Here is a 404-nt window from a genome sequence, read left to right as displayed (position 1 = left end):
ACCATGGCGGCCAGGTGTACATCGACGGCGCCAACATGAACGCCATGGTCGGCCTCTGCGCGCCGGGCAAGTTCGGCGGCGACGTGTCGCACCTGAACCTGCACAAAACCTTCTGCATCCCGCACGGCGGTGGCGGCCCCGGCGTCGGCCCGATTGGCGTGAAGTCGCACCTGACGCCGTTCCTGCCGGGTCACGGGACCATGGAACGTAAAGAAGGCGCGGTCTGCGCCGCACCGTTCGGCAGCGCGAGCATTTTGCCGATCACCTGGATGTACATTCGGATGATGGGCGGCGCGGGTCTCAAGCGCGCGTCGCAACTGGCGATCCTCAATGCCAACTACATTTCCCGTCGCCTCGAAGAGCACTACCCGGTGCTCTACACCGGCAGCAACGGCCTGGTGGCG

Annotated in this window: 1 pseudogene; it reads left to right on the top strand. The window is 65.6% G+C overall.

Going from position 1 to position 404, the window contains the following annotated elements:
* Positions 1 to 404, top strand: a pseudogene (locus tag E3W21_RS31560) (glycine dehydrogenase (aminomethyl-transferring)); the annotation flags it as partial.

Source organism: Pseudomonas sp. F01002 (assembly GCF_004402115.1).
Classification (GTDB): domain Bacteria; phylum Pseudomonadota; class Gammaproteobacteria; order Pseudomonadales; family Pseudomonadaceae; genus Aquipseudomonas; species Aquipseudomonas frigoris.
The sequence above is the reverse complement of the archived record's forward strand: the minus strand, read 5'-3'. Positions and strand labels throughout refer to the sequence as shown.